We start from the raw sequence: 8,262 nt of genomic DNA, 5'->3' as shown, positions 1-8,262 counted from the left end.
GCCGCCGCCCTCGGCCGCGCCGACCCCGGCACGGCCGCGGCGGCCGTCCTGGAGGTGTTCCCGTCGCTGCGCGACCGCGCCCACGAGCCCGCCGCCGACCTCGACGAGCCGCGGGCGCGGCTGCTGGGCCTGGCCGAGGCGCTCGTCACCCGGCCCCGGCTGCTGCTCGTCGACGGCCTGTCGCCGGGACTGGACCGCGTGTCCGCCGACGTGCTGGCCGCGACGGTCCGGCGGCTGCTGGCCGAGGGCACCGCCCTGCTGCTGGCCGAGCCGGTGATCCCCGTCGTGCTGTCGGTGTGCGGCCGCGTCCACGTGCTCCGGCGCGGCCGCACCGCCGCCGAGCTCACCGCGCCGACCCCCGAACAGGTCCACCACCTGCTCCACCGAGGAGGCCGACCGACATGACCGCGTCACTGACCGCCGCCCTGGCGCTCGCGGCGGCCCTCGCCCCCGGCCCCACCCTGAACGCGACCCCCGTCACCGACCTCACCGAGGGACAGAAGATCACCGTCACGGGCGCCGGGTTCCGGCCCGGCCTCCAGTCGGTCGCGGTCGGCCTGTGCCGGGAGGGCTACACCGGCCCCGGCGACTGCGACCTCGGTGGCGGCGCGACGTTCGTGAACGTCGACGCCGGGGGCGCCCTGCCCACCGTCACCCTCACCGCCCGCGCGAGGTTCGGCGGGACCGACTGCACCAGGCGGCGGTGCGTCATCGGCGCGGCCCCGCTGCCGGGCAAGGCGCCGCCCGCGATCGTCAGGGCCAACACCGCGGCCGTCGCCGTCGGCTTCCGCGGCTCCCCGTTCCAGGGCGGGACGGCGGCCCCCGCCGCCCCGGCCGCACCGCCCGCCGCCGAGAGCGGGCCGTCCACCGCACTGTGGGGCGCCACCGTCGCCGTCCTCGTGCTCACCGGCGCGGGCATCGCGTTCGCCCAGCGCCGCACCCCCCGAAGGAGAACGCCATGAAACGCCTGTCCGCCCTGCCCGCGCTCGCCGCCCTCGCGGTGGCGCCCGCGACCCTGGCGGCGGTGTCGGCCGACGCCGCCGCCAGACCACGGCTCCAGGTCAGCAAGACCACCGGGCTCAAGGACGGAGACCAGATCACCGTGTCGGCGTCCGGGTTCACCAGGACCGGGCAGTCCCCGCTCGGCCTGTGCAAGCCGCCCGCCGCCGGCCTGGACGACTGCGAGCTCGCCGCGCCCCACGCCTACATGGGCCAGGTCGCCGACGGCCGGTGGACCTCGTCCGACGGGAAGTCCTCGGTGCGGGTCACCATCAAGAAGAACGTCAAGGGCACCGACTGCACCGCCAGGCCCGGCGCGTGCGTCGTGGGCGTCACCCTCATCGGCGTCTCGGGCGCCGACCGCACCGCCAACACCGCCATGGTCCCCCTGACCATCGGCCAGGGAAGCGGCGGAGGAGTCGACGGCGGGGGAGGCAACGGCAACGGCAACGGCAACGGCAACGGGAGCGGCAACGGGAGCGGCGACGGCGACGACCGGAAGCTGCCCCACACCGGCAGCCCCGACGGTGTCCCCACCTACGCGCTCGTCGCGTCCGCCCTCGTCATGGGCGGCTCCGCCGCGCTGCTGATCATTCCGCGCCGACGTCGCCGCGCCTCGTGAACGCCCTGCTGAGGCTCGCCGCGTCGGCGTCGGCCGCCCTGGCCCTGGCCGCCTCGCCCCTGACGGCGGCGACCGCGTCCCCCGCCCGCGCGTCCGCCGGCCCGATCGAGTACCCCACGACCGTGCACGGCGACGCCGCCGACGTGTACGCCCCCGGGGACCGCGCGAACCTGCCCGTCGCGCTGCTGCTCCAGGGGGCCGACGTCGACAAGTCCCACTACTCCGCGTTCGCCCGCGCCGTCGCGCGGCTGGGCTTCGCGGTCGTCGTCCCCAACCACCGCCGCGCGGTGTTCGGGCGGACGGGCCTGTACGCCGAGACGGCCCAGGCCGCCTGGACGGTGGAGTGGATGCGCGCCGAGGACGCCCGCGCCGGATCCCCGCTGCGGGGCCGCATCGACGAACGCTCCCTCGTCCTGCTCGGCCACTCCTTCGGCGGCGCGACCGGGCTGGCGCTCACCACGGGCGCGTGCGCCCCGCCGTTCTGCGCCGACCCCGCCGCCCGGCCCGCCGAGCTGAGGGGCGCCGCGCTCCACGGCACCAACAACACCCCGCGCGGCGGCGGGGCGAACCCGCCCGTCCCCAACACCGTCCCCGTCGCGCTCGTCCAGGGGACCGCCGACGGCGTGGCCGCCCCCGCCGCGGCGGCGGGCACCTACGACGCGATCCAGCGGCCGCCCAAGATGCTGGTGTCGGTGACGGGCGCGAACCACTACGACCTCACCGACGGCCAGAACCCGGCGGGCGCCCTGCCCGACCCGTCCCCCCAGACGCTCGGACAGGACGCCTCGATCCGGGCCTCGGCCAGGTGGAGCGGCATGTTCCTGCGCACCGCCCTCGGGGACCGCTGGGCCGCCGCCTGGCTCTACGGCGTCGGCGACGGCGTCGACGAGGACGTCACGGTCACCTACGTCCGCTGAGCCCCCACCGCCGTCGCCACCGGTACCGCCGCCGTCCGGGGCGGACCGCACGGCGGCGGCGGTGGCGGCCGCACACCGCGGCCGTGCGATACGCACATCGCAATGCTGTGTTACCGACTATCCCTTTCCCGAACGATCGGCAATGCTTTCACCGGTGGCCGACGAAAGGAGCGGGATGGACCGGTACGAGCCCTACTGTCTCGCCGATCGACTTTTCTACGACGTGCTCGGCCGGCAGCAGAACGAGGCTTCGGACTTCTCGCTCGTCTCCCGCCCCGTCCCGGACGGCTGGGAAAGACACGAATCCGATGTGTGGATGTACTACGGTCCCGCCGGGGAAGCGCCCCTCCCCGCCCAGGGCTGGAAGATCCACATCTCGGCGCGGCTGGAGGACGCCGAACGCGCCCTGGGCGTGATGTGGGACTACTGCGTCGAACGCGGCATCGCCTTCAAGTACCTGCGCGGCCAGGCGACCCTCCTGATGCGCAACGCCAAGACCGCCTCACGCGGCGCCAGCGGGAAACTCGCCACCCTCTACCCGCGTGACGAGAAAGAACTCGAAACAACCCTGAGGGAACTCGACGAGCTTCTCGACGGAGTCCAGGGTCCGTACATTCTGAGCGATCTCAGATACGACGACGGACCGCTTTTCGTCAGATACGGGGGATTCGCCGAACGCAAATGCGTCGGAAAGGACGGCGAACTCGTCCTGGCCATCGAGAACGCCGACGGCGAGCTGGTCCCCGACGTGCGCGGAGCCACCTTCGCCACCCCCGAGTGGGTGCCGCTGCCCGCCTTCCTCGAACCGCACCTGGCGGCCCGCAACGCCGTCACCGTCGAGGGCCTGCCCTACGAGATCGAGAGCGTCCTGCACTTCTCCAACGGCGGCGGCGTCTACCTGGGCCGCCACAGCAGGAGCGGCTCCCGGGTGGTGCTCAAGGAGGCCCGGCCGCACGCGGGACTGGACGCGGCGGGACGCGACGCCGTCACCCGGCTGCGGCACGAACGCGACATCCTGCGGCGGCTCGCCGGGCTGGACGCGGTGCCCGCCCTGCTCGACCACTTCACCCTGGGCGAGCACGAGTTCCTCGTCGAGGAGTTCGTCGACGGCGTCCCGTTGCAGAACCGGCTGGTCAGCCGCTACCCGCTGACCAGCGCCACCTGCGACGAGACGACCATCGCCGAGTACACCGACTGGGCGCTGGAGACGGTCGCCGCCGTCGAGGACGCGGTGCGCACGCTGCACGGACGCGGCGTCGTCTTCGGCGACCTGCATCCCAACAACATCCTGCTCACCCCGTCGGGCCGGATCTGCCTCATCGACTTCGAGGTGGCCATGCTCGCCGCCGACGAGGGCCGCGCCACCCTCGCCAACCCCGCCTTCTTCGCCCCGGCCGACCGCACCGGCACCGCCGTGGACGAGTACGCGCTGGCCTGCCTGCGGCTCGGCCTGTTCGCCCCCATGACCACCGTCACCCTGCTGCTGCACCGCCCCCGCGTCCGGCAGATCGCCGACCTGGTCGCCGAGACGTTCCCGGTGCCGCGCGCGTTCCTCGACGAGGCGTGCGCCACCATCCTCGGCCCCGACCCCGAACCCGACCCGGCACCGGTCACCGCCCCGCCGCTCCCCGGCGAGGCCCCCTGGCCGGAGGTCCGCGACGCCCTGCACCGCGCGATCCTGGCCGCCGCCACCCCCGAACGCGACGACCGCCTGTTCCCCGGCGACGTCGCCCAGTTCGACGACGGCGGCGGGATCAACGTGGCCACCGGCGCGGCCGGGGTCCTGTACGCGCTGGCCGAGACCGGCGCCGACCCCCGCCCCGACCACGAGGAATGGCTCGCCAAACGCGCCCTGCAACCCGCGCCGGGCACGCCCCTCGGCTTCTACGACGGCCTGCACGGCACCGCCTACGTGCTGGAACGCCTGGGCCGCCGCCAGGACGCGCTCGACGTCACCGACATCTGCCTGCGCGAGGACTGGGAGCGGCTCGGCACGAACCTGTTCTCCGGCCTGGCGGGCGTCGGCCTGAACCTGGCGCACCTGCACCGCGCCACCGGCGAGACCGCGTTCGCCGAGGCCGCCGACCGCGCCGTGGAACTGTGCGCCGAACGGCTCGGCGGACCCGACGACGTCCCCGACACCAGCGGCGGCGACCACCCGCGCGCCGGGCTCATGCACGGCTCCAGCGGCCCGGCGTTGCTGTTCCTGCACGCCTACGAACGCACCGGCGACACCGCCCTGCTGGACCGCGCCGCCGACGCCCTCCGCCAGGACCTGCGCCGCTGCAAGCACGCCGACGACGGCTCGCTCCAGGTCAACCAGGGCTGGCGGCTGCTGCCCTACCTCGACGAGGGATCGGTCGGCGTCTCCCTCGTCCTCGACCGCTACCTGTACCACCGCCCCGACCCCGAGCTCGAGAAGGCCCGCCACGACCTGGACCTGGTCACCCGGTCCCGGTACTTCGTGCAGTCGGGCCTGTTCACCGGCCGCGCCGGCATCATCGCCGCGCTGGCCCACCACGGGCGGACCGGCCCGGAGGGACCCGGTCCGCTGCTCGCCGCGCACGTACGCGGCCTGCGCTGGCACGCGCTGCCCTACGGCGGCGGCCTGGCGTTCACCGGCGACCAACTGCTGCGGCTGTCGATGGACCTGGCCACCGGGACCGCCGGGGTGCTGCTGGCGCTCGGGGCGGCGCTCGACGAGCGCCGCCCCTCCCTCCCCTTCATCGGACCGCCCGGCGACACGCCGGACGGCTCCGCCCAGCCCGGGACCGGAAGAGGGAGGAGGTGAACCCCCCACCATGGCGCTTCTCGACCTGCAGGGTCTCAAGGCCCCCGCCGCCTCCGGCGGCGCCAGCGGCGGCTCCAGCCTGACCGTGGCGACGTGCGGCTCGGCCAAGCCGAGCAACCTGAGTGTCGCGCTCTGCCACTGAGCCGACCCCACCAGGCGGCCCTGACCGCCCAGCACGACCGGGCCCCGGACGTCCAGACGGACGTTCGGGGCCCGTCCACACCCCGGAAAGGAGCATCCGATGCGCGAGGCGGACCGGCTGGTCGCGCGGACCCTGCGGGACGGCGGCCCCTGGCCGGTCGCGCTCGCGGCGGCCGTGCTCGGCGGGGCCGCACTGCAACTGGCGCTCCCGTACGCGCTGGGCCGCGCGATCGACGCGCTCGTCGCGGGAACGCCCGCCCGGAGCGGCTGGCTCGCGGCGTGCGCGCTGCTGGTGGCGGGCGTGGTGGTGGCCGAGACGCTCGGGGCCTGGGCGGGAGGCGCCACCGGCGCGCGCGCCTCGGCGCGGCTGCGCGAACGGGTCGTGCGGCGGGTGCTGGGCGCGGGACCGGCCGTCACCCGCCGGTTCGGCGACGGCGACCTGGTCACCCGCGTCGGCATGAACGCCGAGGAGGCGGGCCACGCGCCCGAGGCCGTCATCTCCGCCGCCGCGCTGCTGGTCCCCACCGTGGGGGCCCTGGTTACGCTGGCGCTGCTCGACCCGTGGCTGCCCGCCGCGCTCGTCCTCGGCCTGCTGCTGATCACCGTGGCGCTGCGCGCGTTCCTGCGCGACACCACCGCGCTGGCGGGCGGCTACCAGGCCACCCTGGGCGTCATCGCCGACCGGCTCACCGGCGCGCTCGCCGGGGCCCGCACCGTCGCGGCGGCCGGGACCGCCCCGGCGGAGGTCCGGCGGGTGCTGGAGCCGCTGCCCCGGCTGCGCGAGCAGGGGATGGCGCTGTGGCGCGCCAACGCCCGCGCCGGGGTCCGGGTCGGCCTGGCCGTCCCGCTGCTGGAGGTGGTCGTGCTCGGCGTCGGCGGATGGCGCCTGGCCACCGGGCACCTGAGCGTGGGGGAGCTGTACGCGGCCGCCCGCTACGCCGTCCTCGGCGCGGGCCTGTCGGCGGCGCTGGGCCAGGTGGGGCGGCTGGCGCGGGCCCGTTCGGCGGCGGCCCGCATCGCCGAGACCCTGGCGGCGCGCCCCACCGCCCACGGCGCCCGCCGCCTGCCCGCCGGACCGGGCACCCTGGAGTTCCGGGGCGTCACCGCGACCGCGGCCGGCGGGGGCGGGCTGCGCGACCTGGACCTGGTGGTGCGGGGCGGCTCGGCGACGGCGGTGGTGGGCCGGTCGGGGACCGGCAAGTCCCTGCTGGCGGCGCTGGCCGGGCGCCTGGCCGACCCCGAGCGGGGCACGGTCCTGCTGGACGGCACGCCCCTGCCCGAACTGTCGCGCGCCGAACTGCGCCGCGCCGTCGGCTACGCCTTCGAACGCCCCGTCCTGGTCGGTGACACCGTCGGCGACGCCGTCGCCCTCGGCCTGCCCGCCCCCGACCCCGCGGCGGTCCGGCGCGCCGTCGCGGCCGCCGCCGCCGACGCGTTCGTGCGCGGCCTGCCCGACGGCCACGCCACCCCGCTGGAGGCCGCGCCGATGTCGGGCGGCGAACGCCAGCGCCTCGGCTTGGCCCGCGCCATCGCCCAGGGCGAACGGCTCCTGGTGCTGGACGACGCCACCTCCAGCCTCGACACCGTCACCGAGCAGCGGGTCACCGACGCCCTGACCGGCGGCCCCGAACGCCGCACCCGTCTGGTCGTCGCGCACCGCCTCACCACGGTCCGCCGCGCCGACGAGGTCATCTGGCTGGACGACGGCCACATCCGCGCCCGAGGCCGCCACGAGGACCTGTGGCAGGACCCCGCCTACCGAGCCCTGTTCCAACCCGCCCCAGAACCCCCGGCCATCCCGGGCTCTTCGGCTGTGTCGGGGTCTTCGGCTGTGTCGGGGTCTTCGGGCGTGTCGGGGTCTTCGGGCGTGTCGGGCTCTTCGACCGTGCCCGAGTCTCCGGGCGCCGCGAAGGCTCCGGCCGCCCTGGAGCCTTCGGTCGGCCTGGAGCCTTCGGTCGGTCCGGGGCCTTCGGTTGGTCGGGAGGGTTCGGTCGGTTCGGAATTTCCGGGTGTCCCGGCGCCTGTGTCCGCCCCCAGGTCCTCAGGCATTCCGAAGTCCCCGGGCGGTTCGGAGGGGGAGGCGTGAGCGGGGCCGTCGCGTCGCTGGTCGTTCGCACGTTGCTGGGCGAGCCGCGTCTGCTGGTGCGTCTGGTCGCCTGGTCGGCGGTGGAGGCGGCTCCGGCGTTCGCGGTCGCGGTGGCCATCGCGCGGGCGATCGAGGACGGCTTCGCCGCCGGGCGGCCGGGGACCGGGGCCGCGTGGCTGGCGTTGCTCGGCGCGGTGTGGCTGGCGGCGGCGGTCGGCGCCCGGCAGGTGATCCTCACCGTCGCGGAGCTGGTGGAGCCGTTCCGGGACCTGCTGCTGACCCGCGTCGTCACCGGCGCGCTGCATCGCGCGACCGGCGGGGGACGTCCGCCCGACGCCGCGGCGGTCGCCCGCGCCGGGCTCCAGGTGGAGCTGGCCCGCGACGCGCTGGCGGCGGTGGTGACGGTCGTGCGGTCGTTCGTGTTCACCGTGGTCAGCGTGGTGCTGGGGCTGCTGGCGCTGGCTCCGCCGACGCTGCTGGCGGTGGCGCCGCCGTTCCTGGCGGGGCTGGCGCTGTTCCTGCTGTCGCTGCCCGCCCTGGCCCGCCGCCAGCGCGCCTACCTGCTGGCCGACGAGCGCACCGCCGCCGCCACCGGGGAGCTGGCCGCCGGGCTGCGCGACATCGTCGCCTGCGGCGCGGAGGACCGGGTCGGCGCGGCCGTCGCCCGCCGCGTCGCCGCGCAGGCCGACGAGGGCCGCGCGCTGGC

General features: G+C 76.2%; 7 protein-coding genes and 1 pseudogene. All 8 read left to right on the top strand.

Annotated features, from left to right (window positions below; translation table 11 throughout):
* On the top strand, positions 1 to 405 hold a 405-nt coding region (locus AKI01S_RS52320; protein ID WP_501162098.1), incomplete at its 5' end, for a P-loop NTPase family protein.
* A complete protein-coding gene (locus tag AKI01S_RS47055; protein ID WP_067833200.1) occupies positions 402 to 962 on the top strand; it encodes a neocarzinostatin apoprotein domain-containing protein in 561 nt (186 codons plus the stop codon). The genes AKI01S_RS52320 and AKI01S_RS47055, both read left to right, overlap by 4 nt.
* Positions 959 to 1,621 (top strand): neocarzinostatin apoprotein domain-containing protein, encoded by a 663-nt coding sequence (locus tag AKI01S_RS47050; RefSeq protein WP_067833197.1) that lies wholly within the window; start codon positions 959 to 961, stop codon positions 1,619 to 1,621. Before AKI01S_RS47055 ends, AKI01S_RS47050 begins: the two co-directional genes overlap by 4 nt.
* Positions 1,618 to 2,538: an alpha/beta hydrolase family protein gene (locus AKI01S_RS47045; protein ID WP_067833194.1), complete on the top strand. Its 921-nt coding sequence runs from the start codon at positions 1,618 to 1,620 to the stop codon at positions 2,536 to 2,538. The genes AKI01S_RS47050 and AKI01S_RS47045 overlap by 4 nt, the downstream gene beginning before the upstream one ends.
* 175 nt (positions 2,539 to 2,713) lie before the next feature.
* Positions 2,714 to 5,329, top strand: a complete 2,616-nt coding sequence (gene lanKC, locus AKI01S_RS47040; protein ID WP_067833191.1) for a class III lanthionine synthetase LanKC — start codon at positions 2,714 to 2,716, stop codon at positions 5,327 to 5,329.
* A 10-nt stretch (positions 5,330 to 5,339) separates the two neighbouring features.
* Positions 5,340 to 5,471: a SapB/AmfS family lanthipeptide gene (locus tag AKI01S_RS51465; protein WP_157420690.1), complete on the top strand. Its 132-nt coding sequence runs from the start codon at positions 5,340 to 5,342 to the stop codon at positions 5,469 to 5,471.
* A gap of 99 nt (positions 5,472 to 5,570) precedes the next feature.
* Positions 5,571 to 7,556: an ATP-binding cassette domain-containing protein gene (locus AKI01S_RS47035; protein ID WP_084000944.1), complete on the top strand. Its 1,986-nt coding sequence runs from the start codon at positions 5,571 to 5,573 to the stop codon at positions 7,554 to 7,556.
* A pseudogene (locus tag AKI01S_RS47030) lies at positions 7,553 to 8,262 on the top strand (ABC transporter ATP-binding protein); the annotation flags it as partial. The gene AKI01S_RS47035 and the pseudogene AKI01S_RS47030, both read left to right, overlap by 4 nt.

Source organism: Actinomadura kijaniata NBRC 14229 (assembly GCF_001552175.1).
In the GTDB taxonomy this organism is placed as follows: Bacteria; Actinomycetota; Actinomycetes; order Streptosporangiales; family Streptosporangiaceae; genus Spirillospora; species Spirillospora kijaniata.
The sequence above is the reverse complement of the archived record's forward strand: the minus strand, read 5'-3'. Positions and strand labels throughout refer to the sequence as shown.

Coding starts and splice junctions, on each gene's coding strand:
- AKI01S_RS47055 (WP_067833200.1), top strand. CDS start 402: ATGACCGCGTCACTGACCGCCGCCCTGGCGCTCGCGGCGGCCCTCGCC.
- AKI01S_RS47050 (WP_067833197.1), top strand. CDS start 959: ATGAAACGCCTGTCCGCCCTGCCCGCGCTCGCCGCCCTCGCGGTGGCG.
- lanKC (WP_067833191.1), top strand. CDS start 2,714: ATGGACCGGTACGAGCCCTACTGTCTCGCCGATCGACTTTTCTACGAC.
- AKI01S_RS51465 (WP_157420690.1), top strand. CDS start 5,340: ATGGCGCTTCTCGACCTGCAGGGTCTCAAGGCCCCCGCCGCCTCCGGC.
- AKI01S_RS47035 (WP_084000944.1), top strand. CDS start 5,571: ATGCGCGAGGCGGACCGGCTGGTCGCGCGGACCCTGCGGGACGGCGGC.